The organism is Enterococcus sp. HMSC072F02 (genome assembly GCF_001837725.1).
Classification (GTDB): domain Bacteria; phylum Bacillota; class Bacilli; order Lactobacillales; family Enterococcaceae; genus Enterococcus_B; species Enterococcus_B lactis.
This window is the reverse complement of record NZ_KV833937.1, coordinates 1-26,671: the sequence shown is the minus strand read 5'-3', so window position 1 is coordinate 26,671 and position 26,671 is coordinate 1. Positions and strand designations below refer to the sequence as shown.

The 26,671-nt window shown below is 39.6% G+C and carries 23 protein-coding genes and 2 pseudogenes; 20 read left to right on the top strand and 5 right to left on the bottom strand.

Features of this window, described 5'->3' with window-relative positions:
- Window positions 1-305 precede the first annotated feature (305 nt).
- From HMPREF2731_RS14850 to HMPREF2731_RS14845, 4 genes and pseudogenes are all read left to right on the top strand, one after another.
- Window positions 306-422, top strand: a complete 117-nt coding sequence (locus tag HMPREF2731_RS14850; protein ID WP_002288644.1) for a putative metal homeostasis protein — start codon at window positions 306-308, stop codon at window positions 420-422.
- 926 nt (window positions 423-1,348) lie between these two features.
- Window positions 1,349-1,688 (top strand): annotated as a pseudogene (locus HMPREF2731_RS04885) (hypothetical protein).
- A 93-nt stretch (window positions 1,689-1,781) separates the two neighbouring features.
- Window positions 1,782-2,012 carry a DUF6568 family protein gene (locus HMPREF2731_RS04880; protein WP_070872431.1) on the top strand — a complete coding sequence of 77 codons (231 nt, stop codon included), beginning with the start codon at window positions 1,782-1,784 and terminating at the stop codon, window positions 2,010-2,012.
- A gap of 399 nt (window positions 2,013-2,411) precedes the next feature.
- A pseudogene (locus HMPREF2731_RS14845) lies at window positions 2,412-2,474 on the top strand (Cro/Cl family transcriptional regulator); the annotation flags it as partial.
- A 130-nt stretch (window positions 2,475-2,604) separates the two neighbouring features.
- Here HMPREF2731_RS14845 and HMPREF2731_RS04875 read toward each other — a convergent pair.
- Window positions 2,605-3,297, bottom strand: coding sequence for an HAD family hydrolase (locus HMPREF2731_RS04875; RefSeq protein ID WP_002288638.1), 693 nt, complete (start codon window positions 3,295-3,297; stop codon window positions 2,605-2,607).
- Between the two features lie 2 nt (window positions 3,298-3,299).
- A complete protein-coding gene (locus HMPREF2731_RS04870) occupies window positions 3,300-4,085 on the bottom strand; it encodes a DeoR/GlpR family DNA-binding transcription regulator (protein WP_002288637.1) in 786 nt (261 codons plus the stop codon).
- 236 nt (window positions 4,086-4,321) lie between these two features.
- Between HMPREF2731_RS04870 and lacG the strand changes: the two genes are divergently transcribed.
- Genes lacG through HMPREF2731_RS04850 form a run of 4 tightly spaced genes read left to right on the top strand, consistent with a single transcriptional unit; the run spans window position 4,322 to window position 9,395 of the window.
- Complete coding sequence (lacG, locus tag HMPREF2731_RS04865) at window positions 4,322-5,722, top strand: 6-phospho-beta-galactosidase (protein WP_016628850.1); 1,401 nt, start codon at window positions 4,322-4,324, stop codon at window positions 5,720-5,722.
- A gap of 24 nt (window positions 5,723-5,746) precedes the next feature.
- Entirely contained in the window at window positions 5,747-6,064 is a 318-nt protein-coding gene (locus HMPREF2731_RS04860) for a PTS sugar transporter subunit IIA (protein ID WP_002341108.1), read from the top strand.
- A 12-nt stretch (window positions 6,065-6,076) separates the two neighbouring features.
- Window positions 6,077-7,750, top strand: a complete 1,674-nt coding sequence (locus HMPREF2731_RS04855) for a PTS lactose transporter subunit IIBC (protein WP_070872429.1) — start codon at window positions 6,077-6,079, stop codon at window positions 7,748-7,750.
- 13 nt (window positions 7,751-7,763) lie between these two features.
- Window positions 7,764-9,395: a glycoside hydrolase family 53 protein gene (locus tag HMPREF2731_RS04850; protein WP_016628848.1), complete on the top strand. Its 1,632-nt coding sequence runs from the start codon at window positions 7,764-7,766 to the stop codon at window positions 9,393-9,395.
- Window positions 9,396-9,885: 490 nt separating this feature from the next.
- On the opposite strand, the gene guaA is transcribed toward HMPREF2731_RS04850, so the two are convergent.
- Together guaA and coaA are read right to left on the bottom strand one after the other, a co-directional pair.
- Entirely contained in the window at window positions 9,886-11,451 is a 1,566-nt protein-coding gene (gene guaA, locus HMPREF2731_RS04845) for a glutamine-hydrolyzing GMP synthase (RefSeq protein ID WP_002298578.1), read from the bottom strand.
- 58 nt (window positions 11,452-11,509) lie between these two features.
- Window positions 11,510-12,433 (bottom strand): type I pantothenate kinase, encoded by a 924-nt coding sequence (gene coaA, locus HMPREF2731_RS04840; RefSeq protein WP_002288627.1) that lies wholly within the window; start codon window positions 12,431-12,433, stop codon window positions 11,510-11,512.
- 195 nt (window positions 12,434-12,628) lie between these two features.
- Between coaA and HMPREF2731_RS04835 the strand changes: the two genes are divergently transcribed.
- The 12 genes from HMPREF2731_RS04835 (at window position 12,629) to deoD (ending at window position 24,963) form a co-directional block, all read left to right on the top strand.
- Window positions 12,629-13,234, top strand: a complete 606-nt coding sequence (locus HMPREF2731_RS04835) for a class I SAM-dependent methyltransferase (RefSeq protein WP_002341106.1) — start codon at window positions 12,629-12,631, stop codon at window positions 13,232-13,234.
- Window positions 13,235-13,542: 308 nt separating this feature from the next.
- Window positions 13,543-14,559: a LacI family DNA-binding transcriptional regulator gene (locus HMPREF2731_RS04830; protein WP_002291103.1), complete on the top strand. Its 1,017-nt coding sequence runs from the start codon at window positions 13,543-13,545 to the stop codon at window positions 14,557-14,559.
- Between the two features lie 140 nt (window positions 14,560-14,699).
- A complete protein-coding gene (locus HMPREF2731_RS04825; protein ID WP_070872428.1) occupies window positions 14,700-16,001 on the top strand; it encodes a pyrimidine-nucleoside phosphorylase in 1,302 nt (433 codons plus the stop codon).
- 46 nt (window positions 16,002-16,047) lie between these two features.
- Complete coding sequence (deoC, locus tag HMPREF2731_RS04820) at window positions 16,048-16,710, top strand: deoxyribose-phosphate aldolase (RefSeq protein ID WP_070872426.1); 663 nt, start codon at window positions 16,048-16,050, stop codon at window positions 16,708-16,710.
- Window positions 16,711-16,728: 18 nt separating this feature from the next.
- Window positions 16,729-17,127 (top strand): cytidine deaminase, encoded by a 399-nt coding sequence (locus tag HMPREF2731_RS04815; protein ID WP_002291109.1) that lies wholly within the window; start codon window positions 16,729-16,731, stop codon window positions 17,125-17,127.
- Window positions 17,128-17,192: 65 nt separating this feature from the next.
- Window positions 17,193-18,275, top strand: coding sequence for a BMP family lipoprotein (locus HMPREF2731_RS04810; RefSeq protein WP_002291111.1), 1,083 nt, complete (start codon window positions 17,193-17,195; stop codon window positions 18,273-18,275).
- A gap of 211 nt (window positions 18,276-18,486) precedes the next feature.
- Window positions 18,487-20,049, top strand: a complete 1,563-nt coding sequence (locus tag HMPREF2731_RS04805) for an ABC transporter ATP-binding protein (protein ID WP_002291113.1) — start codon at window positions 18,487-18,489, stop codon at window positions 20,047-20,049.
- The gene (locus HMPREF2731_RS04800; protein WP_002291115.1) at window positions 20,042-21,175 is read left to right on the top strand and encodes an ABC transporter permease; all 1,134 of its coding nucleotides are present in this window, start codon (window positions 20,042-20,044) and stop codon (window positions 21,173-21,175) included. Before HMPREF2731_RS04805 ends, HMPREF2731_RS04800 begins: the two co-directional genes overlap by 8 nt.
- Window positions 21,175-22,131: an ABC transporter permease gene (locus HMPREF2731_RS04795; RefSeq protein ID WP_002291116.1), complete on the top strand. Its 957-nt coding sequence runs from the start codon at window positions 21,175-21,177 to the stop codon at window positions 22,129-22,131. The genes HMPREF2731_RS04800 and HMPREF2731_RS04795 overlap by 1 nt, the downstream gene beginning before the upstream one ends.
- Window positions 22,132-22,229: 98 nt before the next feature.
- Window positions 22,230-23,396: a phosphopentomutase gene (gene deoB / locus HMPREF2731_RS04790; RefSeq protein ID WP_002291118.1), complete on the top strand. Its 1,167-nt coding sequence runs from the start codon at window positions 22,230-22,232 to the stop codon at window positions 23,394-23,396.
- A 24-nt stretch (window positions 23,397-23,420) separates the two neighbouring features.
- Window positions 23,421-24,239 (top strand): purine-nucleoside phosphorylase, encoded by an 819-nt coding sequence (locus HMPREF2731_RS04785; protein ID WP_002291120.1) that lies wholly within the window; start codon window positions 23,421-23,423, stop codon window positions 24,237-24,239.
- Between the two features lie 16 nt (window positions 24,240-24,255).
- On the top strand, window positions 24,256-24,963 hold the full coding sequence (gene deoD / locus HMPREF2731_RS04780; protein WP_002291121.1) for a purine-nucleoside phosphorylase: 708 nt from the start codon (window positions 24,256-24,258) through the stop codon (window positions 24,961-24,963).
- A gap of 383 nt (window positions 24,964-25,346) precedes the next feature.
- Here the strand turns inward: deoD and HMPREF2731_RS04775 are convergent, their stop codons facing one another.
- Window positions 25,347-26,213, bottom strand: a complete 867-nt coding sequence (locus HMPREF2731_RS04775; RefSeq protein ID WP_002291123.1) for a carbohydrate binding domain-containing protein — start codon at window positions 26,211-26,213, stop codon at window positions 25,347-25,349.
- Window positions 26,214-26,671 lie beyond the last annotated feature (458 nt).

The window sequence follows — 26,671 nt, the reverse complement described above, 5'->3', positions numbered from 1 at the left end:
ATGATGTTCTCCTCTAATCTTAGTATGTTTTTAGTGTTCTATCGAACAAACAGTACGTTCAATAGGTAAACTAGCTATAACAATAGATATTAAAGTTAACGGACAAGAGGGCCTTTTTTAGGTAGCTAAAACGTAATAATGAAAATTTATTTCTAGAGATAGGAGTCAATCAGCTAGTCTGATCGACTGTTTTAACAAGTTGACTTTCTTTTTAACTTTTGATACCATTTAAAACACAAATCGTAATTGTTTCGATTTGTGTTTTTTAGCATGACTACAATCAAAGAAGAAAGTGGGTCGTCCATATGGAAAAAACAGATATCTCAAGTGCATACCGCCGCTTGAAAAGCCCAAATATCAAAACACGAAAACGTGCGCTGAAGATCATCAAAGATGTGAAACGGAATAGTGGGAAAAGGTAAGAAGAAGGAAACTTAATTAAAAAAATAGCCGAAAAACGTTTTTTGGCTATTTTCAATAATCGGTTTTTGTGTAAGGTTTCCGAAAGAACTGCTGTTGATTTTCCATTTTTAACATATGATAAATTGGTAGAATCTTTCTTTTCAAATTGATACCATTCCCTAATTCCAGTTATATAGTTAACTACAGAACCACAAAGCACGTACGTTTATAAAAGTATTATCTGTAGTTATTTTTCAATTCCCTTTCAACCTCTTATTTTGACCAGTAGTATTGATCACTTTACCTTTTAACACCTTTGTTCGTTTTTGAAACATTTTTAGTCAAGAATGGAAACGTAACTACATAATCAAAGGTTTTGCGAAATATTTCATGAAATATTTCATGTAGAAGCGAGCAATACGGTTGCGAATAACCATTATCGTTTAATAAGCAGTTACGAAAGCTCCCAATATCTCTAACGTTCAGCTCACTCCATTTCTTTTCTTCAAAAAAATCAGTGATTCGTATCTCTTTCTATTTGTCGAAAAAGTTAACTTTAAAAAGTAATGCCGAAAAAATATGCAAAAAAATAAAAAAGCAGTTACTATTGCTAGAATAACATCAAGGAATAATAAGTTTTGGTTTTCAGATAATAGTCGATAAGTTGTGTATTGGAATTTTAGATACAGTAATAAAGTATTTTTCATGAAATTTTGTGAGAATCACTATTACAAATATCTTTAATAAAATTAATGGTTAAGGAGGAACTTAAAGTAGAATGTAAATGAATAGTTGTAGTCAGTCGATTGTGATACTAGACTCAAAGTTGCAGGAATAAGTTTTTCAATTTGTGATTGGAAGATAAAAAATGAAAAAGAAGGGCTTTTTTTATACTTTGTTGATTGTAGTGTTTATTTTCCCTCTGTTTAGCCAAGTAACATTTTCTATGACTCAACCAGTTTCAAGTGAGGAACATGATAACCTTTTTCGTGCTACAGAAGAGTTTAAGAAATATCGGGAAAATATTGTTCCGGAGACTCCATTAGCTAGTGAGCCAATTACTGATATTGATGGAAACCAAATAGGATGGTATATACAGTACGAAGTTATGGTGGTAAATAATGACTCAATAGTAAAAAATACAGTAGTCTTAGAGCTAACACCGATTGAAAAGGTGAGTTCATTGTTAACGTATATTTATACTGATGAAAGTGACGAGACTGAGATCATTTTAACGGATTACTCAAAAATTGCTACTGATAAAAAAGTATATATTGTGGATGTAGACACTAGTGAAATACTTTATGATATAGAAATTGATGAAAATTTACTAGATGTAGCACAAGAAATCGATCATCAAAAGCAGGAAGCTATTCGATATGCTGGTAGAAAAGGGAAAAGAAAATATTTATTACGTGAATGTAGCAAAAGTTAGAGAAGATGAAAATGAGTGGAAAGAATTCAAGAGTCGCTACTCAATTAACTCGACTCCGACATTTACAGTTTACAGAGAAGGATCGATAGAAAAAACTGTTTTTTGGACTAAAGAAAGTGGAATATCTTTAGCTGAAGTAGAAGAGTTTTTGGATTATGTTAGTATGCAACAGTAAGGGAGTTCTTATTATGAAAAATTTTGACACATATTATGTTATTGTTTTTTCGATATCTTTGCTGTTAATATTACTAACTTTAATGCAGTATAAAGAGTATCCAGAGTATTTTATTTTAACTTTTGTATATTTAGTAAGTAGCTACACACTTCTATATAAATTCAGAAGTTCTTCTAGAGTTTCTAAAGTTTGTTTCTTAATTAGCTTATTGATTCTATAATATTTTTGATTTATATAGGAAATTAAAAATATTATAGAATCAACACTCAGAGAACGGGTTGGTTTTTAATAGATTTAATAAGTACTGATAATGAAATTTCTCCTGGTTGGGAAAACGAAGTTGGTTACCCTGTAGAAGAATTTATTCAAGATTACTTTGCGGAGTATGCCGATAGGATAATGAGAGATTACGTAACAGATAAAACTCAAGAAGTCATCAATCAATCCCAGTCATTAAATGAAAAAGTCAAAGATACACTGCTATATTTCACTAAGGATATAGCAGTGTATCTTTCATGTCGTTTCACTGGCAGTTTTTTATAAAAGGAGGTGTGCATTTCAGTTGCTTTTCTTTGGTAGTTAGTTGAATCGTTTAAGAATTAACGGATGTGGCAGACAGGTGCTCTGTCCAAAAACCAGTAAAATCTTTGATGGTTCCATCTTTATTTAGCTGTGCCTGTTCAAATACTGTTTTGTTTTTACCGAATGGATCAATTGCAATAATTGTTCCGATCCCCGCACGTTTGGCAGCAAGTAATCCTGAGTAAGCATCTTCGATAACAAGACAATCAGCCGGAGCTAAGCTCAGTTTGTCTGCCGCTTTAAGAAAAATATCCGGTTGCGGTTTCCCAGGGAAAGAGCCGTCGTCATAGACAATCTTGTCCCAGTCAAACCAGCGGGCTAAATCGAAAATATCAAAATAAAAAGCAACATTCTCTTTGACAGTAGCCGTGGCAATCGTTAATGGAATCTGTTGGTCAGTCAGCTGGTCAAGAGTCGCTTCAAGCCCTTTTGTCAACTGAAGCTCGTTTTCATTTTGCAAGCAAAGCATACGATAATAGCTTTCTTTTTCTTCTGACAATACGGCGATCTCAGAGGCGGTCAAATGCTCTGAAATGAAATGTTTCAAAATCTCCGTATTCGTCCGACCATGAATATTTTTTAAAATATCCTCGTCTGATAAACCATCTTTTGTATGATCATGTATCATATGCAGCCAAGCAGCTTCATGCAGATGAGAGTCCAAAAACATTGTTCCGTTGAAATCAAATATAATCCCTTTCATAGTTACGCTCCTATAGTGGTATTTTCGGTTGAATCAGCAATTTGCAGATCGACATATTGTGCATAGTGCTCTTGAACCTCCCGCGATATCTGGCGATCCGTAATGAGCAGATCGAAATCATGCAAATTATAAAACACATAAAAATCATCTCGATTGAATTTTTTATTATCAACGAGTAGATATTTCTTACGGGAATTATTTAGAGCGATCTGCTGTGCTTCTCCTTCTTCGGTACTGTAAGTAGAGATCGCTTCGTTGTGAACGCCATTTGAACTGATAAATGCTTTTGTAAACTTTAGTCTTCTTAAATTGTCGTTGGTGATCGGTCCGACAAATGCGCCGGTATTTTTCCGGAAATCACCGCCAATCAGTAGAATTTCTGGTCCATCTGCTTGAGCAAGAATATCAAAAACTGGATAATTATTTGTAATGATCCGAATTTTCTTGTTCAGTAAATGCGTCGCCAATAGTTCGATTGTTGTACCTGGTCCTAAGAAAATCGTTTCTCCCTCGTGAATCAAGGAGGCTGCTGTGGCAGCAATTTCTTTTTTTTCTTGAATCTGCAGAGTGGCTTTTTCAGTGTGAGAAAGTTCTTGATCTAAAGTGTAGGAAAGACTTTGAGCCCCTCCATGGACACGCAGCAGCTTGCCCGATTTTTCTAATTCATCTAAATCTCTGCGAACGGTCATATCAGAAACATCTAATTGATTGATGATTTCATTAACGGTAAGGATTCCTTTTTTATTGACCATTTCTACGATAGTAAGCAATCTTTCTTTTTTCAACATCGTCTTCACCTCTAATTTAAGGATAATCTATCATATAAACGGACAACAGTCAATCTAATTCGAACAAAAGTAAACATTTAGGGTGGCGTTTATGTTTTTTACAATAGATTTTATTGCTATTTTCTGGTTTTTATGATTATTTGTGTTTGTTTTTGTTGACAAATGTTTTGGATGCGTTTGCAATGCAATCAGTTAGAAAGAGCGAAAACTGATTATAGATTTGAGGAGAGATGTACATGCTTAAATTACCAGAAGATTTTATTTTTGGCGGAGCCACAGCAGCCTATCAGGTTGAAGGAGCCACTCAGGAAGGTGGCAAAGGCGCTGTTGCTTGGGATGACTTTTTAGAGGAACAAGGGCGATTCAGTCCCGATCCGGCAAGTGATTTTTATCATCAATATGCAAAGGACATTGAATTGTGTGAACGTTTTGGTGTAAATGGTCTAAGATTATCCATTGCTTGGAGCCGCATTTTTCCTGATGGAGCTGGGAAACCAAATCCAGAAGGAATCGCTTTTTATCATCGTGTGTTCGAAGAATGTAAGAAAAGAAACGTAACGCCGTTTGTGACGTTGCATCATTTTGATACCCCTAAACGTTTGTTTGACCATGGAGATTTTTTGAATCGAGAAACAATAGAAGCATTTGTTTCCTATGCCATTTTTTGTTTTCATGAATTCAAAGAAGTCAAGGTGTGGAGTACCTTTAATGAAATCTATCCAGTTGCAACCAATCAATATTTGTTAGGTGTTTTCCCACCAGGAATCAAATATGATTTTACAAAGATCGTCGCCTGTCTTCATAATATGATGGTTGCTCATGCCCGTGTAGTGAACTATTTCAAAGAAAACGAACTTCCGGGTGAAATTGGTGTAGTTCACTCATTAGAGACGAAATATGCGGCAACAGACGCGCCGGAAGATAAGCATGCTGCCTTTTTAGACGATGCATTGTCGATCCGTTTCTTATTAGATGCTACCTATTTAGGCTATTATTCAACTGAAACCTTGACTGCTCTTGATGAGATATGTGAAGCAAATCAGGCCAGCTATCATTTTCCTGAAGAAGATTTCGTTGAATTGAAAAAAGCATCCACGCGTAATGACTACTTAGGGATCAATCACTACCAATGCCATTTTGTCAAAGCTTACGATGGAGAAAATGCAATCCATCATAACGGTACGGGTGAAAAAGGGACCTCTGTTTATAAAGTGAAGGGAATCGGAGAACGCATTTATAAAGAAGGAATTCCTCGAACTGATTGGGACTGGCTGATTTATCCAGAAGGTCTATATGACTTGTTGCTGCGAATTAAAAGCGATTACCCACATTACAACAAAATCTATATCACTGAGAACGGGATGGGGTATAAAGATCAGTTTGAAGATGGCATTATTATGGATCAGCCGAGAATCGACTATTTGAGAGTCTATTTTGAATCCTTAAGCAAGGCGATAACAGCCGGGGTAAATGTGAAGGGGTATTTTTTGTGGTCGCTTATGGATCTTTTCTCATGGACAAATGGGTATAACAAAAGGTATGGCTTGTTTTATGTTGATTTTGAAACCCAGAAGCGTTACCCAAAAGAATCAGCTTACTGGTACAAGTTGGTCAGTGAAACCAAAACGATTATTTAATAAGTGATAATGGAGGAAGAAAAGATGAATAAAGAGGAATTACAAATGCTTGGTTTTGAGATCGTTGCATATTCAGGCGACGCTCGCAGTACATTATTGAAATTATTGAAAGAAGTAAGACAAGGAAACTTTGAACATGTTGATTCGGGGTTGAAAGAAGCCGACGAAAATTTAACCCTTGCACATAATTCGCAAACAAAAATTTTAGCGGAAGAAGCATCTGGGAAAGAGATGGAGATGGGATTCATTTTTATCCATGGGCAGGATCATTTAATGACCACTTTATTGCTGAGAGATCTGATTCAAGACTTTATTGTACTGTACAGACAGAATCAAGGATAGGAGAAGAACGCTATGGATGGAATCATTAAACAAATCGAAAAAGGGAAACCATTTTTTGAAAAAATCTCACGTAATAGTTATTTAGGAGCCGTTCGTGACGGATTTTTAACAGCGATGCCGGCTATTTTATTTTCAAGCATTTTCATTTTGATTGCTGCGGTTCCTGAGATTTTTGGCTACCAATGGCCTGAATCTGTCTCCACATGGCTATGGAAAGTCTATAATTATTCGATGGGTGTTGTAGGGTTACTCGTTTCAGCAACCACTGCTCGCTGCTTGGCTGATTCGATGAATCGTCGCTTACCGAAAAACAAAGTAATCAACACCACCTCTGTGATGCTGGCCTCTGTGGTAAGTTTCCTGTTGTTAAGCGTCTCTCCGATTGAAGGTGGATTTTCAACGGAATATATGGGGACAAAGGGACTACTGGCTTCCTTTGTCGCTGCATTTTTAACAGTTAATTTATATAAGTTTTGTGTGCTGAAAGATATTACCATTAAAATGCCTAAAGAAGTTCCTGGAACGATTTCGCAAACCTTCCGAGATATTTTTCCTTTCTCTTTTTCAGTATTTGCGGCCGTTTTAATTGATTTAGGCATTCGACAAATCTTCCAAATCTCATTTGCAAAAGCAATCATTACGGTGCTGCAGCCGCTATTTACAGCAGCTGACGGGTACTTAGGAATCGCTATTATCTGGGGAGCGATGGCGCTGTTTTGGTTTGTCGGTGTTCATGGACCGTCGATCGTGGAGCCGGCAATTGCGGCAATTATCTATGCCAATGTGGAAACCAATCTGCAATTGTTCAATTCCGGTGAACAAGCTTCTAAAGTACTGACGGTGGGTTTAGGGAATTTTGTAGGAACTATGGGAGGAACTGGGGCAACATTGGTCGTTCCTTTTATCTTCCTACTCTTTGCTAAGTCTAAGCAGTTGAAGGCAGTTGGGAAAGCTTCCTTTATTCCAGTAAGTTTCGCTGTCAACGAACCATTGCTATTTGCAGCACCCATGATTTTGAACCCTTATTTTTTTATTCCATTTTTGTTAACACCTGTTGTAAACGTTTGCCTGTTCAAGTTTTTTGTCGATGTGTTGGGCATGAACAGCTTTATGTACGTTTTGCCTTGGGCAACTCCAGCACCGATCGGTTTGGTTCTAGGAACGGGCATGGGTATCTTAGCTTTTGTTCTAGCAGCGGTTCTAATCGTCGTTGACTTCCTGATTTATCTACCATTTTGCAAAGCATACGATGCTGTCTTAGTAGAGAAAGAAGCACAAAAAGCAGAGGTGATCGCAACCGAGGAAGGTGCTTCTGCCGATGTACGTGAGGAAGTACCTGTGGCAGCGAGTCAAGTTATCAGCGATGCAAATAAAGAAATCAATGTGTTGGTACTTTGCGCTGGCGCAGGGACAAGTGCGATGTTAGCTAATGCTTTAAAAAAAGGTGCATCTGAATCGAAAGCACCGATCAGTGCAATGGCGGGTGCTTATGGTTCTCATTACGAAATGCTGCAGGATTTTGATATGGTGGTCTTAGCACCGCAAGTCAATTCTTACTATGATGATATCAAAGAAGACACCGATCGCTTAGGAATCAAGCTGGTTGCGACAAAGGGAGCAGAATATATCGGATTAACGAGAGATCCTGAAAAAGCTGTTCAGTTTATTCTGAACCAATTTCAATAAAGGAGGAGCCATAATGAAAATGGGAATTTGGTTGCGTAAAGCTGTTTTATTTGCAGCTGTTTTAGGGGCTTTGGGGGCTGTTTCAAAAACTGTTGAAGCATCTGCCAGCGAATTTATTCGCGGAGCAGATATTTCGATCCTGTCAGATATGGAAAAATCTGGTGCAAAATATTATGAAGACGATATTTCAAAAGATGCCTTAGAGATTTTAAAAAATAATGGTGTCAACTATGTTCGACTGCGTTTGTGGCAGGATCCTTATAATAGTAATGGAGAAAGTTATGGAGCAGGGACAAATGATCTGGAAACGACGATTGACCTTGCAAAACGAGCAAAAAATCTGGGACTTAAGGTGCTGCTGGATTTTCACTACAGTGATTTTTGGGTTGATCCTGGGAAACAGAATCTTCCTAAAGCATGGCAAGGTCTGACCTTTGAAGAAATGAATACGGCATTGTACGACTATACAAAGAACGTTCTGTCGGAAATGAAGCAGCTGGACGTTTATCCTGATATGGTTCAGAGCGGCAATGAACTGAATAGCGGAATGCTCTGGCCTTATGGCAAGTCTTGGGGAGAAGGCGGGGGAGAATTTGATCGATTGGCTGCTTTTTTGAAGTCTGGTATCCAAGCTGTTCGAGACACTCAACCTAAAACAACTCCAGTAATGCTCCACTTAGCTGATGGTGGCGATACAGGAGCATTTACTTGGTGGTTTGATGAAATCACGAGTCGAGGTGTGTCATTTGATTTAATTGGAGTGTCGTATTATCCGTATTGGCACGGTTCAATGAATGAACTTCAAACCAATATGAATGCGATCAGCCAACGGTATGGTAAAGAAGTGATCGTAGTTGAAACAGCTTATGGGCATACAACAGCGAATGCCGATACTATGCCAAATGCTTTTGGCGAAGCCGAAGCAGCTGCGGGGGGATATGAACCAACACCGACAGGACAAGCAGAGTATTTGCTGGATCTTGCCGATCGGATTCAGGCAGTACCGAATAATCGCGGGGCGGGCTTCTTCTATTGGGAACCTCTTTGGTACAACGGAAATGTGAGTTGGGCAACACAAGCAGGTATGAATTATCTCAGTGTTCAATCCACTATGGGAAACGAATGGGACAACCAGGCGATGTTTGATTTTGCTGGAAACGCCTTGCCAAGCTTGCGTGCGTTTAAACAAGCAGGGGCGAAAATAAATCTAGTTAAAAATGCAAGTTTCGAAAGCGATGGACCAACGACCAGTCCTTCCAATTGGCAAACCTGGTTTCAACAAGGAACCGCTAAGGGTACGATCAAAACGGAAGCGGGCACTTTTTGTGGGGATTACAAACTAACTTTTTGGCAGGATCAAGCATACGAGGCATCAGCTTATCAAAATGTTAGTGGCATAAGCAAAGGAACTTACACATTGAGTGCCTATGTAATGTCTGGGGGAGAGTTTGATACTAATCAGTTATATATCAAAAATTATGGTGGAGCGGAACTAAATACTGCGGTTGTTAAAACAAGTGAATGGACAAAAATTACAATCAAAGACATTCCAATTACAACAGGTGTTTGTGAAATTGGGGTTTATAGCAAGGCTTCAGGAAATGCTTGGACGAACGTTGATTTTGTTTCATTGGTGAAACAATAGACTGCGGATCGTTTCGATTCAAGATCGGAGGTTCCCTTCAGCCACATCGTTAGCGTAGAAGGTAGGAATCGAACCTGCACCTCGCCTTTGCCAAAAATAACCAGAAACGATTTCCAATCATTTTTACCAAAACGAGTAAAGCACCAGACTTCATCTACACTTTGTATTATGCTAAAGAGAGTTCAACGATTTCGTAAGAAGCAATGAAAAAATTGCAAAAAGTTGTGCAGATAACATAAAGTTTGTTTAAGAAAGGGTAACCTTAGAATTCCGTCGTGAATATGATTTGAGCACTTAGATGGATAGAAAAAAGTTCTCGGAAAACAGTTCGTTTTTCGAGAACTTCTTTTTATGATAAGAATGAAACAAATTAACTTATATTATAGTCTCTTTTGGTAGGGAACCATCTTATTTTTAATGAAAATCAAGCATTTTAGCTATTGAAGAATGTTGATTTATAGGGATTCCCCCTCCATATTATGTTGGCTCTTTATTCCCACTCCACTGTTGCTGGTGGTTTAGAAGTGATGTCATACACGATACGGTTGACGTGGGCTACTTCGTTTACGATACGTACAGAGATTTTTTGCAAGACTTCCCATGGGATACGGGCAAAGTCAGCTGTCATTCCGTCGATTGAAGTCACCGCACGGATACCGACTGTGTAGTCGTAAGTACGTCCGTCACCCATAACACCGACAGAGCGGATCCCTGGAAGAACAGTGAAATATTGCCAGATATCACGGTCAAGTCCAGCAGCTGCGATTTCTTCGCGCAAGATAGCATCAGATTCGCGTACGATTTCTAGCTTGTCTTCAGTGATTTCGCCAAGAACACGAATACCAAGACCAGGGCCAGGGAATGGCTGACGCCAAACGATTGAATCAGGCATGCCTAATTGAGTACCTAATTCACGGACTTCGTCTTTGAATAGTGTGTTTAATGGTTCGATCAATTCAAATTGCATATCTTCTGGCAGTCCACCTACATTATGGTGAGATTTGATCGTTTGTGCTGTTTCTGTACCAGATTCGATAACGTCAGTATACAACGTTCCTTGTGCCAAGAAAGAGACGCCTTCTTCACCAGCAAGTTTTGTTGCTTCGTCATCAAAAACATATACGAATTCATTCCCAATGATTTTACGTTTTTGTTCTGGGTCAGATACACCTTTCAACTTGTCTAAGAAGCGATCTCTTGCATCGACTTTGATGATGTTCAAGCCGAATTTTCCGCCTAGACTTTCCATTACTTGTTCCGCTTCGCCTTTGCGTAGCAGACCATGGTCAACGAAGATAGATGTCAATTGGTCACCAATCGCTTTTTGTAAAAGAACCCCAACGACACTAGAATCAACGCCGCCTGAGAGACCAAGCAAGACTTTTTTGTCACCAACTTGTTCACGGATTTTTTCTACTTGCATATCGATAAAGTTATCCATTGTCCAGTTACCTTCACAGTGGCAAACATCAAAGGCAAAGTGGCGCAACAATTCGATTCCGTATTCGGAATGACGTACTTCTGCATGGAATTGGATACCATAAAAATTACGTGTTGTGTCTTGGATAGAAGCAATCGGACAATCTTTGCTTGTTCCGACTGTTTCAAAGCCTTCAGGAACTTTAGTTACCAAGTCACCATGGCTCATCCATACTGTTTGTTGTTTTGGTGTTTCTTTAAACAAGACAGCTTGATCGCTTGTTACTTCTAACAAGGCTTTCCCATATTCGCGGTTTTTAGCAGGCTCTACGGAACCGCCAAGTTTGTATGTGATCAATTGCATACCATAGCAAATCCCTAATACAGGAATACCTAAATTGAAGATCTCAGGATCGATCCCAAATGCATTCTCATCATATACACTGTTTGGTCCGCCAGAAAGAATGATTCCCTTTGGATTCATCGCTTTTACTTCTTCTGCAGTAATGCGGTGGCTCAATAATTCGGAAAAGACTCCAAGATCACGAATACGTCTTGTGATCAATTGGTTATACTGACTACCGTAGTCTAATACGATAATCTTTTCAACGTTCGTCATATCGGCAACGTTTGTCAAATTTATTACCCCTATCCCTTTAAATTTTATCTCAAAATAGTCAAACTATTTTAAAATGCTAATATTTTCGCATGAAAATCGAATCGATAATATGATTTTCAGTTTTATGGAGAATTATATCGGCTCTTCCTCGTGTAGGCAAGATATATTCCTGTAAATTTTTCAAATTCACATTTTTCCATACATCTTTTGCCATTTTAAAGGCTTCTTCACGATCTCCGATAGCAAAACGATAATAATAATTCTCTGGATTTTGGAAAGCCGTATCCAGTAACGCGCCAAAACGATCCAAATACCATTTTTCGATCAGCACGGGATCGGCATCGACATAGACAGAAAAATCAAAAAAGTCGCTGACGTAGATTTGCTGATTCGCAGGTAATTGAAGCGTATTGATCCCCTCAACGATCAAGATATCAGGTTGCTGGATCAGCTCGTACTTATCCGGAATGATATCATATACATCATGTGAGTAAACAGGTACTTTTATCTCTTCCTGACCAGATTTTACACGATTCAAGAAGTCGATCAGCATCTCCATATCATAACTTTCAGGAAATCCTTTGCGATCCATGATTCCACGCTCTTTTAATATACGATTTGGATAAAGAAATCCATCAGTCGTGATCAGCTGAACATTTCTTCGTTTGAAGGTACGAGACAAAATCGTCTGCAGCAGTCTGGCTGTGGTACTTTTTCCAACGGCTACGCTTCCGGCAATCCCGATGATAAAAGGCGGTACTTCTACATATTTATGAAGAAATAAACCTTTACTCAAGAACAAAGATTCGAATTCTTTCATATATAGATATATCAGATGAGCAAGAGGTACATAGATATCTCGAACATCCTGCATGGAAATACGGTCATTCAAACTTTTGATATTATCTAGTTCATCTTGTGTCAAAGGTGCTTGCCCATTACGATAAAATTCTCGCCATTCTTCTCTTGCCACACGGTAGTAGTTCATTGGATCATTCATATTAGCCTCCTGCGTTCTCCCATCAATGGAACTATTTTAACACAAAATAAACACAAACCCCACCACTTAAGAGAGATTGCCAATCTTTTTGTACAATCTTTATAATAGAAAGAAAAGGAGTTTTATTCTTGACTTGCGTACGGATACATAAAAGGATAGACTGTTGACATGAAAGAAAAGAGAAGGATGGAAGACATGACAAATCATTACTATTCTGAACGCCCAGATACGGCGCACGATTTTGAACAATGGGCTTTTGAGTTAAAAGGCAGAACCTTTCAATTTGTAACTGATTCTGGTGTATTTTCACGTGAAACAGTGGATTATGGTTCACGTGTCCTGATTGATGCTTTTGATTGGGAAGAGTTACCTGATGAAGGAAAGATCTTAGATGTGGGATGCGGGTATGGACCGATTGGGCTAGCTTTGGCATTTGCGACACAACGGTTTGTTGAAATGGTCGACATTAATGAGCGAGCAGTGAGTCTAGCGCTAGGAAACGCAAAGCGTAACCAAATCGAACAAGTGGACATCCATCAATCGAATATCTATGAAGTACTTCATGAAGAAACCTATGCAGCTATCGTCAGCAATCCGCCAATCCGTGCTGGAAAAAAAGTCGTACATGAAATCTTGACAGGCGCATATCCTCGGTTGAAGCAGGGCGGTACACTGACAATTGTGATCCAGAAGAAACAAGGAGCGCCGAGTGCGCAAAAGAAGATGGAAGAAACATTTGGCAATGCAGAAATCGTCACAAAAGATAAAGGATATTATATTATCAAAAGTGTGAAAGAATAACTAGCTGAAAAATAATAGAGCGACGAAAAAGTGGAACTGGGCGTGCATGTAAGGGTACGTATCAGTTCTTTTTTTGTTGAGAAGTTTTTAAAAACAAAGAACTATTTTTTTCTTCAAAAAGAAATAGTAGGAACAGAGTCGTTGTTTTTTACGATAAAATAAATAAGATACAGAACTTGTATAGAACGCTGCCAAGTTGGTAGATAAAGGAGATTTTTATCAAAAAACATACTTTCTTTTTTTCTCTATTCTTTTCTTGGGGGTTTTGGTACACTGATAGGGAATTTAGATAGAAGGGAGCCACTAGGGTGAAGCTGACCATCAGAGATATTGCAGAAATGGCAGGGGTATCAGTAACAACTGTCTCACAGATTTTGAATAACAAAGGAAGCCGATTTAGTGATAAGACAAGAAAAAAAGTGTTGTCGATCGTGAATGAACATCATTATAAACCCGATTATTTCGCTTCAAATGTGATCAATCGACATTCAAAGACCATCGGAATGATCGTCCCTGATGTCACTGATTTCTTCTTCTCCAAACTGATCGAAGGTGTAGAGAGCTATTTGAATCCTTTGGGCTATGTGATCATGTTATGCAATTCTCGTCATAGCCAAGAAAATGAGATCAAGTATTTACAAGAGCTTTCCCACCGCTCAGTGGATGGGATCTTGCTGGCAACACCAAATATTTTACCTGAGAAATATGCATTAGACAGCGGATTTTATCAAAAAATGCCGATTATTTTAATCGATCGCGGATTGAATCGTCGGGATAACGGACGGCTTATCGTAAAGGAATATGAGGGCGCCTATCAAGCCGTTTCACTATTTATTGAAAGCGGCCATACGAAGATCGGCATGCTGAAGGAAACCACTGGATACTATCAATTAGAAGAACGTTTCAACGGATATCGTCATGCGCTGAAAGATCATGGCCTGCCTTTTAATGGGAAATTTGTTGAACATGGAGAGTTGACTGTCCAAGGTGGCTATACTGCATCAAAAAAATTACTCAAACATAAAGATATCACGGCTATTTTTTGCGGGAATGATGCCATGGCGATCGGCTGCTATCAGGCGATAGATGAATTGGGCAAAAAAATCCCAGAAGATATCTCTGTCATAGGATTCGATGGATTAAAACTGTCAGAATACATGATCCCGCAATTGACGACAGTGCAGCAACCAAGTTTTGATATTGGATTTTATGCTGCGCGTTTCCTAATCGATACGATCGAATTTCCTCAAAGAAAAGTTCCGAACAAAGTGTTCGAAACTAAATTAATTATTCGTGAGAGCGTAAAAGTATTGACAAAGGGCTAACTCGGCGGTATATTGCTTATGTAAGCATTTACAAAGGCGATTTGGTGCTTTTTTTATTTTTAGTAAACCAGTTTACTAAAGTGGTTTACCTTTCCTAAAAATAATGTATAATACCGAATGAAGACAAGGAGGACCAGACAATGCGAATGGTGGATCTGATTGAAAAAAAGAGGGATGGAAACGAGCTGTCGAAAGAGGAAATCGAGTACATCGTCACGAACTATACGAATGGAAAGATTCCAGATTATCAAGTCAGTGCATTATTGATGGCAATTTTTTATCAAGACATGACAAATGAAGAAATCACGAACTTAACATTGGCGATTGCTAATTCTGGTGATATCATCGATTTGAGTTCTCTTGAAGGAATAAAGGTAGATAAGCATTCGACAGGTGGCGTTGGTGACACGACCACATTGATTTTAGCCCCCCTAGTAGCTAGTGTCGGAGTGACAGTGGCTAAAATGTCTGGACGCGGTCTAGGTTACACAGGTGGCACATTAGATAAGCTAGAAGCAATTCCCGGATTTCAGATCGAGCTTTCGGATGAAGCATTCGTGCGCATTGTCAATGAAAGCAAAGTAGCAGTAATCGGTCAATCAGGAAACTTGGCACCGGCGGACAAAAAATTGTACGCTTTGCGTGACGTCACAGCGACCGTCGATTCTCTTCCGCTGATTGCCAGTTCGATCATGAGTAAAAAGATCGCGGCAGGAGCAGATGCAATCGTTTTGGACGTGACCACTGGAGACGGTGCTTTCATGAAGAATATCGAAGATGCAAGACGTCTGGCAAAAACCATGACAAGCATTGGCAAACTAGCGAACCGAGAAACAGTGGCGGTAATCTCGGATATGTCAGAACCTCTTGGCGAAGCAATCGGAAATAGTCTAGAAGTTGTCGAGGCAATCGAAACATTACAAGGAAATGGTCCAGAAGATCTAGTAGAAATGTGCTACGCCTTAGGAAGCCAAATGGTTGTTCTTGCTGGCAAAGCTAAAACAATCGATGAAGCAAGAACGTTGCTTCAAGAAGCTCTGGAATCAGGTAAAGCGTTAGCAAAATTCAAAGAAATGATCCAAAATCAAGGGGGAGACCCAACGATCGTGGAACAACCAGAACGAATTTTGACTGCACGTTACACAATGGAGCTTCCTGCTAAACAAAGCGGAGTCGTGTCAAAAATCGTGGCAAATGAATTAGGAATTGCTGCAATGATGCTAGGTGCTGGGCGTAAAACCAAAGAAGACGATATTGATCACGCCGTTGGATTGAAACTGCATAAAAAAATTGGTGACACTGTGACAAAGGGCGAGTCATTATTGACAATCTATAGTAATGATAAAGAAATCTCTTCTGTTATTGAATTATTATATAAAAATATTGAAATTGGCGAGTCAGCAATGAAGCCAACATTGATTCATGACATTATCACAGAATAAAAGGAAAAAAGCGGATTTTACCGTTTGAAAGAAAAGGGGAAAAGAAATGGAACTAAACCGATTGATCGACCATACTATTTTGAAAGCAGACGCATCTAAAGAAGCTGTGATGCAAATTATCGAAGAAGCGAAAAAATATCATTTTTACTCTGTCTGCATCAATCCAGCATGGGTTGCGCTAGCAAAAGAACAATTACAAGGCGAACCAGTAGCCGTATGTACAGTGATCGGGTTTCCTTTAGGAGCAAACACATCCGAGACAAAAGCATTTGAAACGACAGATGCCATCAATAACGGTGCAGATGAAGTCGATATGGTCATCAATATCGGTGCGTTGAAATCAAAAGATGATCAAAAAGTTCAAAAAGATATCGAAGCAGTTGTTGAAGCAGCAAAAGATCGTGCACTTGTCAAAGTGATCATCGAAACATCTTTATTAGATAGAGAAGAAATCATCCGAGCATGCGAATTAGCAAAAGCTGCAGGCGCTGATTTTGTCAAAACATCAACTGGTTTCTCAACGGGTGGTGCAAAGGTAGAGGATGTCCGCTTGATGCGTGAAACGGTAGGACCAGAAATGGGCGTCAAAGCTTCTGGCGGCATCCATAACGAAGAAGAAGCAATGGCAATGATCGAAGCGGGTGCTACAAGAATCGGAACAAGCGCAGGAGTAGCAATCGTATCTGGTTCAACTGGCGAAGGCTATTAATTTTCAAAGGAGAAACTCATGGCAGAACTCAAACAAGAATGGATCAACACAGCTATTGAAGCGTTAGATAAAGCATACGTTCCTTATTCCCATTTTCCGGTAGGTGCTTGTCTCGTAACAGAATCAGGCAAGATTTATCAAGGTATCAACATCGAGAATGCATCATTTGGATTAACGAATTGTGCCGAGCGCACAGCTTTCTTCAAAGCCGTATCAGAAGGAGAAAGATCGTTTACCCATTTAGTCGTAGCAGGGCACACCCCTGATCCTATTTCTCCATGTGGTGCATGTCGGCAAGTAATGGCAGAGTTCTGTGCTCCTGATATGCCGGTTACGCTAGTGGGAGACAATGGTGTGACGAAGGCAACGACCGTTCGAGAACTACTGCCTTATGCATTTACTGAAAAAGATCTATAACTCATGTTCATTCAGTCAGCTGACTGTTGAAAAATAAAACAATTATTTTAGGAGGCTTTACAGAAATGAAAAAAGCAAAATTATTTGGTTTAGGTGCTGTCGCACTAGCAGCAGGGTTATTTTTAGGTGCATGCGGCAACAACGGCTCTACTGATTCATCCGGTGGCAAAAGCTCATCAGACACAACAACTGCAGCATTGATCACAGATACAGGTGGTGTAGACGACCGTTCATTCAACCAGTCAGCTTGGGAAGGATTACAAAAATGGGGGAAAGATCAAGGTCTTTCACGAGGCAATGATGGCTTCCAATACTTCCAATCTTCAAACGAATCAGATTATATCCCAAATATCGACCAAGCATTGAATGCTGGATTCAAAACGATTTTTGGTATTGGTTATAAACTAAAACCAGCGATCCAAGAACAAGCAACAAACAATACAGGTACGAACTTCGTTATCATCGATGATGTGATTGACGGATTAGATAACGTTGTATCTGCAACATTCAAAGACAACGAAGCTTCTTATCTTGCAGGGATTGCAGCAGCTTACACGACTGAAACGAACGTAGTCGGCTTTATCGGCGGCGTAAAAGGTGAAGTAATCGATCGTTTTGATGCTGGATTCAAAGCCGGTGTTGATGCAGGTGCGAAAGAACTAGGAAAAGAAATCAAAGTATTGAACCAATATGCTGGTGACTTCTCTGCTCCAGATAAAGGACGTTCAATTGCTCAAGGTATGTATGCACAAAATGCAGATATCATCTTCCATGCTTCAGGTGGTACAGGTAACGGTGTATTCCAAGAAGCAAAATCATTGAACGAATCAGGCGACAAAAAAGTTTGGGTTATCGGTGTTGACCGCGACCAATCAGACGAAGGCGAATACACATTGAACGGCGAAAAGAAAAACTTCACATTGACATCTACACTGAAAGCAGTTGGAACAGTAGTAGAAGATTTGGCACAAAAATCAGCTGACGGTAAATTCCCTGGTGGTGAACACACTGTTTATGGATTGAAAGAAGACGGTGTTGGTCTAACAGAAGGACAACTTTCTGATGAAGCGAAAAAAGCAGTGGATGAAGCAAAAGAAAAAATCATTTCAGGTGACGTAAAAGTTCCAGAAACTCCTGAAGAAAACTAAAACCATTTCTATAGCCTTGTTAGACACATGTTTGACAAGGCTATGGTTTGATTAGAACAAGAATTGTTCATTTATCCAAGCTGCCTTGAGACAGTTTGGATAAGGGAACAACTCCCTGAAGTAATGTTTGTTTCAAAAGAAGAACGCTCACTAAGCGTGAATCTTAGTCAATCGTTGCCCTAGATAGAAATCGTTAGGATGTGAAAAAAAGGTGGTTCAAGAAAATATTGTCATAGAAATGCAGAATATTACCAAAGAATTTGGAACATTCAAGGCAAATGACAACATCAATTTACAAGTAAAGGCAGGAGAGATTCATGCGTTGCTTGGAGAAAACGGTGCTGGCAAATCTACATTGATGAACGTGCTTTCCGGATTATTAGAGCCGACATCAGGGAAAATTTTGATGCGTGGGAAAGAAGTACAGATCACAAGCCCGACAAAAGCCAATCAATTAGGGATTGGGATGGTCCATCAGCACTTTATGCTTGTTGATGCCTTTACTGTAACAGAAAACATCGTGTTGGGAAGCGAACCTAGTCGTGCAGGGATGCTTGACCATAAAAAAGCGCGAAAAGAGATCCAAAAAGTTTCTGAACAATATGGATTATCAGTCAACCCGGATGCTTATGTTCGTGATATTTCAGTTGGGATGGAACAACGGGTAGAAATTTTAAAAACACTTTACCGAGGAGCAGATGTACTGATTTTTGATGAGCCGACAGCTGTATTGACCCCTCAGGAAATTGATGAATTAATCGTGATCATGAAGGAATTAGTCAAAGAAGGCAAGTCAATCATTTTGATTACGCATAAGTTAGATGAAATCAAAGCAGTAGCTGACCGTTGTACAGTTATCCGCCGTGGAAAAGGAATCGGTACAGTCAACGTTAAAGACGTTACCTCACAGCAATTAGCTGATATGATGGTCGGAAGAACGGTTTCATTCAAAACGATGAAAAAAGAAGCGAAGCCTCAAGAAGTCGTTTTGTCTATTGAAAATCTAGTGGTGAAAGAAAATCGTGGATTAGAAGCCGTGAAAAACCTGAACTTAGAGGTTCGTGCTGGCGAAGTACTTGGTATCGCTGGAATCGATGGAAACGGGCAGTCGGAGTTGATCCAAGCTTTGACTGGTTTGCGAAAGGCAGAAAGCGGACATATCAAGCTAAAAGGGGAAGACATCACCAATAAAAAACCTCGAAAGATCACTGAACATGGTGTAGGACATGTGCCAGAAGACCGTCATAAATACGGGTTGGTCCTAGATATGACATTGTCTGAAAACATTGCACTGCAAACGTATCATCAAAAACCTTACAGTAAAAACGGTATGCTGAATTATTCAGTGATAAATGAACATGCCAGAGAATTGATCGAAGAATATGATGTTCGAACAACGAATGAACTTGTTCCTGCAAAAGCTTTATCAGGCGGAAATCAGCAAAAAGCAATCATCGCTCGGGAAGTCGACCGAGATCCTGATCTGTTGATCGTTGCAAATCCAACTCGTGGACTGGATGTAGGTGCGATCGAATTTATTCATAAACGTCTGATCGAACAAAGGGACAAATACAAAGCAGTGTTATTGATTAGTTTCGAATTAGAAGAAATTTTAAATGTTTCGGATCGTATTGCTGTTATCCATGAAGGAGAAATCGTCGGGATCGTTGATCCGAAAGAAACATCTGAAAATGAATTAGGTCTATTGATGGCGGGCTATACCTTAGAAGAAGCACGAAAAGAGTTAGAAAAGGGGGCTGGCGCACATGAATGATCGCAGCGAGAAATTCCGTAATTTATTAGTGCCTGTACTTTCAGTTGTTTTAGGATTAATCTTAGGCGCGATATTGATGGCTGCTTTTGGTTTTCAGCCCATCCAAGGTTATTCTTCTATGTTAGATGCAGCTCTTGGTTCGCAAAGAGGAATCGGTGAAACATTAAGGCAAGCAACGCCGTTGATTTTTACAGCATTAGGGTTTTCTGTAGCTAACTCAGCTGGGTTCTTCAATATCGGGCTTTCTGGACAAGCGCTTTGCGGATGGATCGTCAGTGTCTGGGTGGCACTTGCTTTTCCAGATCTTCCAAAAGTTGTTTTGCTTCCATTGTGCGTGATCCTAGGTGCCTTAGCAGGTGCGATGGCAGCGGCTGTTCCTGGGTTGCTACGAGCATTTTTTGGAACAAGTGAAGTGATCGTAACGATCATGATGAACTATATCTTATTATACGTAAGCACGTTTGCTTTACATGAAGTGATGCCTGAAAGCTACCGATCAAGTTTGGACTCTTCCAATATGATCAGTCAAAATGCATCGTTGCGGTTACCTTGGTTAACACAAGCTTTTGGCGGCTCTCGCGTAAACTCAGGTTTGTTTTTAGCAATCATCGCGCTTATTTTCGTTTGGCTATTGATGAAGAAAACGACTTTAGGATTTGAGATCCGTTCCGTTGGTTTGAATCCTTTTGCTTCTGAGTATGCAGGGATGAGTAGTAAACGTACGATCGTTTTGTCGATGGTCATTTCTGGCGCTTTGGCAGGGCTTGGCGGTGTGGTTGAAGGATTAGGAACGTATCAAAACTTCTTCGTTCAAACGACCTCGCTATCTATTGGATTTGACGGAATGGCTGTCTCCTTACTTGGATCTGGATCAGCAATCGGTATTCTTTTATCAGCGATTTTGTTCAGTATTTTGAAGATCGGCGGACTTGGCATGCAGACAGGAGCTGGTGTTCCGTTTGAGATCGTCAATGTATCGATTGCTCTGATTATCTTCTTTGTTGGGATCAATTTCTTGATTCGTTTCGTCATGGCTAAGTTCTTCCAAGGAAAAAAACAAGAAGAAATCGTTGCGACAATCGAAGCGAAGCCAACGAATCAAAACCATGAAGGAGGCGAACTATAATGTCGACTATCGAATTAATTGCCTTGATTCTTACTTCAACACTGGTTTATTCAACACCGTTAATTCTAACATCACTAGGCGGAACGTTTTCTGAACGCAGCGGGATCGTAAACGTAGGGTTAGAGGGAATCATGGTCATGGGTGCTTTTAGTTCCATCGTTTTCAACTTGACGATGAGCCCCTCACTTGGTTCCATGACGCCATGGATCGCTATTTTAGTGGGTGGCGTCGTAGGTATCCTATTTTCTTTGATCCACGCAGTAGCAACAGTCAGCTTGCGTGCTGACCATATCATCAGCGGTACAGTGATCAATCTGATGGCACCAGCTTTAGGTGTTTTCTTGATCAAAGCATGGTATGGGAAAGGTCAAACAGATAACATCACGCAGAATCTGGGATATTTCTCTTTCCCAGGTTTGGCAGATATTCCGGTCATTGGATCAATTTTCTTCAAAAATACATTCTTGCCTGCTTATTGTGCAATTTTGATTGCTGTCATTGCTTGGGTGATCATCTTCAAGACGAAATTCGGCTTACGCCTCCGTTCAGTTGGTGAAAACCCTCAAGCTGCCGATACATTAGGTATCAATGTATATGCTATGCGTTATTCAGGCGTGCTGATTTCAGGCTTGTTAGGCGGTATGGGCGGTGCTGTTTTTGCTCAGTCGATTTCCGGTAACTTTTCAGCTGGGACGATCGTCGGACAAGGGTTCATCTCCATGGCTGCTATGATCTTTGGTAAATGGAATCCTTTAGGCGCAATGGGTGCCTCACTGTTCTTTGGTTTTGCACAAAGCTTGAGTATCATCGGTGCACAATTACCAGTTATTTCTTCGATTCCACCAGTATTGCTGCAAATTGCTCCATATTTGCTGACAATCATTGTGTTGGTTGTTTTCTTAGGGAAAGCTTCTGGACCAAAAGCAAACGGGAAGAACTATATCAAATCAAAATAATCTTTTAGCGAATAAAAAGGGTGGGTTACGGGAAGTGTTTTTCGTCTCGCCCTTTTTGTTTTAAAGGTAATAAAAATAAAAAGAAAGAAGGAATAATCATGTTTAAACGCGTACATCTGATCGTCATGGATTCAGTAGGAATTGGAGAAGCACCAGATGCCGAGAAGTTCGGTGACGTTGGTTCTGATACATTAGGACACATTGCAAAAGAAGCAGGATTGAACATTCCGCATTTAGAGCAGCTTGGTTTGGGAACGATTCGTCCTCTTGAAGGTGTGGAATCAGTGAAAGATCATCAAGGCTATGCGACGAAATTAGAAGAAGTTTCTGTAGGGAAAGATACGATGACAGGCCATTGGGAAATCATGGGATTGAATATCAAGACGCCGTTTCGTGTGTTTCCGAACGGATTCCCTGATGATCTGATCAAACAAATCGAAGAGTTTTCTGGCCGTAAAGTCGTATGCAACAAACCATATAGTGGAACGGCTGTTATTGACGATTACGGTGAACACCAAATGAAAACGGGTGATTTAATCGTATATACTTCTGCTGATCCTGTCCTTCAGATCGCGGCACATGAAGAAATCATTCCTTTAGAAGAACTATACCGGGTTTGCCAATTCGTTCGTGATATAACAAAAGATGACCCGTACATGATTGGTCGAATCATTGCACGTCCATATGTGGGAGAACCAGGAGACTTCACACGAACAAGCAATCGTCATGATTATGCGTTGGATCCATTCGGACACACGGTCCTCGATTCTTTGAAAGAAGCAGGAAAAGACGTGATTGCTGTAGGAAAGATCAACGATATTTTCAATGGACAAGGAATCACTGAATCTGTCCGCACGAAAAGTAATATGGATGGCGTCGACCAGTTGCTGAACGTTATGAAAAAAGAGTTTACAGGTATCAGCTTTACCAATTTAGTAGATTTTGATGCATTATACGGTCATCGCCGGGATGTAGTCGGTTATGCGCATGCGATTGAAGAATTTGACTTGCGGATCCCAGAACTGCTTGAAGCCATGGAAGAAGACGACTTGCTAATGATTACAGCCGATCACGGAAACGATCCGACATTTACTGGTACCGATCATACGCGAGAATATGTACCGTTATTGGTCTACAGTAAAAAAATGAAAGAACAAGGGGCGTTGCCTCAAGGGTATTATTCTGATATCTCCGCAACGATTGCTGAGAACTTTAGTGTTTCTTCGACTGAAAATGGCGAAAGCTTCTTAAAATTATTAAAATAATCTTTTTAAAATAGGAGAAAGCAAATGACCAAGTTAAGCGAGATGTTACAAGAAACGACCCAGTTTATCCTTGATAAAGGAGTAAAAGAAATTGATTTTGGTTTGATCCTAGGTTCAGGATTAGGTGAATTAGCAGATGAAATCGAAGATGCTGTAATGATTTCTTATGATGAGATCCCGTTCTTTCCTGTTTCGACAGTAGTTGGACATGCAGGACAGCTGGTTTACGGATCTCTAGCAGGCAAAAAAGTGTTAGCCATGCAAGGAAGATTCCACTACTATGAAGGTCATTCCATGCAAACAGTGACCTATCCAGTACGTGTGATGGCCGGACTAGGTGCCCATTCAGTCATTGTGACCAACGCATGTGGCGGTGTCAATGAATCCTTCGTACCAGGAGATTTGATGCTGATTACCGATCACATCAATTTTACTGGTGAAAATCCTTTGATCGGCCCGAATGAAGATGAAATGGGTCCTAGATTCCCAGATATGAGTCAAGCATATACGCCTGACTATCAAGCAACAGCAAAAGCAGCAGCAGAAAAACTAGGTTTGGATCTTAAAGAAGGCGTATATATGGGCTACTCTGGCCCAACTTATGAAACGCCTGCTGAGATTCGGATGTCTCGGACAATAGGAGCCGATGCAGTAGGGATGTCGACTGTTCCAGAAGTCATCGTAGCAGCTCACAGCGGATTAAAAGTGTTAGGAATCTCTTGTATTACCAACTTAGCAGCAGGCATGCAAGCGAATCTGAGCCATGAAGAAGTTGTAGAAACAACTCAGAGAGTCAAACAATCTTTTAAAGCATTGGTTAAAGAAACATTGACATTATTGTAATAGGAGGAGCAACAAAATGAGTGTGCATATCGAAGCGAAAGAAGGCGAGATTGCCGATAAGATTTTACTTCCGGGAGACCCTTTGCGAGCTAAATATATTGCAGAGACTTTTTTAGAAGAACCAGTTTGCTACAATCAGGTCCGTGGTATGCTAGGCTTTACCGGCAAATATAAAGGCGAACGTATTTCTGTTCAAGGAACAGGGATGGGGATGCCATCAGCCACCATCTATGCCCATGAATTGATCCAGTCATATGGCGTAAAGAAATTGATCCGAGTAGGTACATGCGGGGCATTGTCAAAAGATGTCCATGTTCGTGATTTAGTACTAGCGCAAGGCGCAGCGACCAGCTCTTCGATGATCGAAAAAAATTTCCAAGCCTTTCATTTTCCGCCAATCAGTGATTTCAATCTATTACTGAAAGCATATGAGATAGCTAAAGAAAAGGGCTATACGGTTCATGTAGGAAATGTCCTTTCGGAAGATTCTTTCTACAAAGATGATTTGACAGAGACATTCCAATTAGCTGAACTTGGTGTCTTAGGAGTGGAAATGGAAGCAGCGGCTCTTTATTACTTAGGCGCGAAATACCATGTGCAGACATTAAGTTTGATGACCGTTAGCGACCATTTGATTACTGGGGAAGAAACAACAGCTGCAGAACGTCAATCGACATTCAATGAAATGATCGAAGTAGGATTGGAAACGGCGATTCAAGGGTAAAGTAATAGCTAAATAGCAAGAAAGTGTGACTGCCTAAACTTCTATTAATAGAAATTTGGCAGTCACATTTTTTTGCAGAAACTGTCTCACATAACCTGAAATCAATGACAACCGTTGCTTCAGTTACTTCGAGGGTCCTTCTAAAGTCAACCATTTGAATGTCTAAAATGTGAATCGATATTCCTTTTAAATTGCAGACGAATGGCACAATCTTAATCAAATAAAAAAGAACAGAAAGAAGCGAGTTACGCTCTTTCTGTTCCGAACTAGGCTACCAACAGGATGTGACAAATGAGTCATCTCCTGTTGGTGGCTTCGTCTAGATGAATACCTTAATCATTCAATTGCTCATGTGATGATGCTTGAAGAATGAAAAATTCAACTTAAATCAAGTCTGCATCAATAATAAGTGTTTCGAATAATACAGCGTGCTCAAGTGAGGTGCCTGATCCAGGACGTCCTGGTAGGCGATATACTTCTATTCGCTGTCCTGCTTTTCCAGGAATTCCGTGACGTACTTGAATATTACCATCAACTATTCTTGGAATGCTATAGTATGCTGTGCCGTCAAATGTTCCAAAACGATATCTTCCATCAATGTGAACGACCCATCTGTCTTGATTATTGTGAAAAAGTTCAGGTGTCAATGTTAAATAAGCAAATGCTTGAGAACCTTCTCGCCCTACAGACAACATGTTTGTTTCTGTTACGCCTGTTTCCACTTGGATATTGTCATATTTCGCCCAACCATTCCATGTAGAAGCAAATCGTATAAGGTATGTATTTTCATCGTCTGGAGTCGCAAAAGTAAGTTTGCCACGTTCCCAGTTCTCATTATTATGTTCACTGCGTTCTAATACATCAAAACCGACATCATGATTCATGATCCCTAATTCAACACGTCCTGGTGCTGATTCGCTTGCTGCAACATCATAACTAAATGTATACGTGGTACTTGGTTTTAATGTCACATATTGATGAACATTTTCACCATTTTTTGCTAAAGCAAAGTTATTTCCATTAACGGTTTGAAGTGTGGGATTATTTGGCTCTTGGCCACTAGTGATCCAATGATCAAACCCGTCATTAAAGTCACCATTATGGATATACAATTGTTGCTCAATGGCCTGTTTACTTGTACTAACGAAGTCAGTTGTTGATAGACTTGTTGCGAATGTCGAAACGGATCCTCCTAAACTTAAAAATACCATACCTGCTGCCATCACTGTTTTTAAATTACTTTTGATCATCTTGTATCTCCTCACTCTATATTTTTATTTTTTGATTTTGTTTGTAAGATGCAGCCGTGTAGTCTGTCTGTATCTCACAAATTAATCATAACCGAGAAAATAGCGGTCGTGTAAACACTTTTTTCTATATAACATTCATCATTAGAAAAAAATGATAAAATAAATAGTTTTATAAGGTTGACTTTTATCTAAACTTCATTTATTAGCAACATAAGAAAAGATGGAGAGTTGTGGTGATAGCTCATACAAATGAAAACTTCCTCTTAGAAACAGGATAAAAGAATGAAATTTAAATAAGTTTCTACAAAAAATGTTCGCTCCACATCTGAATGATTGTCAGACATTCTTTTTTCTCTCAATGCTACGCCTTCTCTCTTAATTTTTTGTTTATTCAAACAGTACTTACTATTATAATCATATAGTTATTACCCGTGGTGCTAGTTAATTTTTTCCTAGAG

Coding starts and splice junctions, on each gene's coding strand:
- deoD (WP_002291121.1), top strand. CDS start 24,256: ATGAGTGTGCATATCGAAGCGAAAGAAGGCGAGATTGCCGATAAGATT.
- HMPREF2731_RS04810 (WP_002291111.1), top strand. CDS start 17,193: ATGAAAAAAGCAAAATTATTTGGTTTAGGTGCTGTCGCACTAGCAGCA.
- HMPREF2731_RS14850 (WP_002288644.1), top strand. CDS start 306: ATGGAAAAAACAGATATCTCAAGTGCATACCGCCGCTTGAAAAGCCCA.
- HMPREF2731_RS04855 (WP_070872429.1), top strand. CDS start 6,077: ATGGATGGAATCATTAAACAAATCGAAAAAGGGAAACCATTTTTTGAA.
- HMPREF2731_RS04880 (WP_070872431.1), top strand. CDS start 1,782: ATGCTGGTAGAAAAGGGAAAAGAAAATATTTATTACGTGAATGTAGCA.
- HMPREF2731_RS04815 (WP_002291109.1), top strand. CDS start 16,729: ATGGCAGAACTCAAACAAGAATGGATCAACACAGCTATTGAAGCGTTA.
- HMPREF2731_RS04800 (WP_002291115.1), top strand. CDS start 20,042: ATGAATGATCGCAGCGAGAAATTCCGTAATTTATTAGTGCCTGTACTT.
- coaA (WP_002288627.1), bottom strand. CDS start 12,433: ATGAATGATCCAATGAACTACTACCGTGTGGCAAGAGAAGAATGGCGA.
- HMPREF2731_RS04785 (WP_002291120.1), top strand. CDS start 23,421: ATGACCAAGTTAAGCGAGATGTTACAAGAAACGACCCAGTTTATCCTT.
- HMPREF2731_RS04875 (WP_002288638.1), bottom strand. CDS start 3,297: ATGAAAGGGATTATATTTGATTTCAACGGAACAATGTTTTTGGACTCT.
- lacG (WP_016628850.1), top strand. CDS start 4,322: ATGCTTAAATTACCAGAAGATTTTATTTTTGGCGGAGCCACAGCAGCC.
- HMPREF2731_RS04825 (WP_070872428.1), top strand. CDS start 14,700: ATGCGAATGGTGGATCTGATTGAAAAAAAGAGGGATGGAAACGAGCTG.
- HMPREF2731_RS04775 (WP_002291123.1), bottom strand. CDS start 26,213: ATGATCAAAAGTAATTTAAAAACAGTGATGGCAGCAGGTATGGTATTT.
- HMPREF2731_RS04850 (WP_016628848.1), top strand. CDS start 7,764: ATGAAAATGGGAATTTGGTTGCGTAAAGCTGTTTTATTTGCAGCTGTT.
- HMPREF2731_RS04860 (WP_002341108.1), top strand. CDS start 5,747: ATGAATAAAGAGGAATTACAAATGCTTGGTTTTGAGATCGTTGCATAT.
- deoB (WP_002291118.1), top strand. CDS start 22,230: ATGTTTAAACGCGTACATCTGATCGTCATGGATTCAGTAGGAATTGGA.
- HMPREF2731_RS04835 (WP_002341106.1), top strand. CDS start 12,629: ATGACAAATCATTACTATTCTGAACGCCCAGATACGGCGCACGATTTT.
- HMPREF2731_RS04870 (WP_002288637.1), bottom strand. CDS start 4,085: ATGTTGAAAAAAGAAAGATTGCTTACTATCGTAGAAATGGTCAATAAA.
- HMPREF2731_RS04795 (WP_002291116.1), top strand. CDS start 21,175: ATGTCGACTATCGAATTAATTGCCTTGATTCTTACTTCAACACTGGTT.
- deoC (WP_070872426.1), top strand. CDS start 16,048: ATGGAACTAAACCGATTGATCGACCATACTATTTTGAAAGCAGACGCA.